A 441-nucleotide genomic window follows, 5' to 3' on the forward strand; every position below is an offset into this window, starting at 1 on the left:
TTCGAAACATACATCATCAACATCGCCGGTTTAAATGACCGTACTACTAGAAAAAAATTAAGTAAGTTATGCAAAAGTGTACAATTTTGTGATGCGTTGCAATTCTCAATAAACAAACAGTTTAATCAGTATGTATTAGAAATTAGCTTACCAAAGCAACAACTTCCATACTTCATTTCATTTTTAAGTTTTCATCAGTATGGTATTTTCCAAGTACTTTCACCAAAGAAAATAAATGAATTACTTGATTCTGATAATTTATATCAATCTGCAAAGCGTTTCGATATCAATATTGATGGCTTGCAAGATGCTTTCATTAAAGACAAAGTCATCGATATTATGAATATGTTCCAAAATCACACTGATATCACTTATACGTTGAATAAGTCTCATGCGCATATTATATGTACGCCAGAAATATTCGCTAAATTGTTACATACG

1 protein-coding gene is annotated in these 441 nt (G+C 30.4%); it reads left to right on the plus strand.

The window, feature by feature from the left end:
- Positions 1 to 441 (plus strand): hypothetical protein (locus AC30CM_RS27095; protein ID WP_490119991.1); only part of this gene is annotated, 441 nt, incomplete at both ends.

The organism is Mycobacterium sp. DHQP2018-32-09 (genome assembly GCF_058148405.1).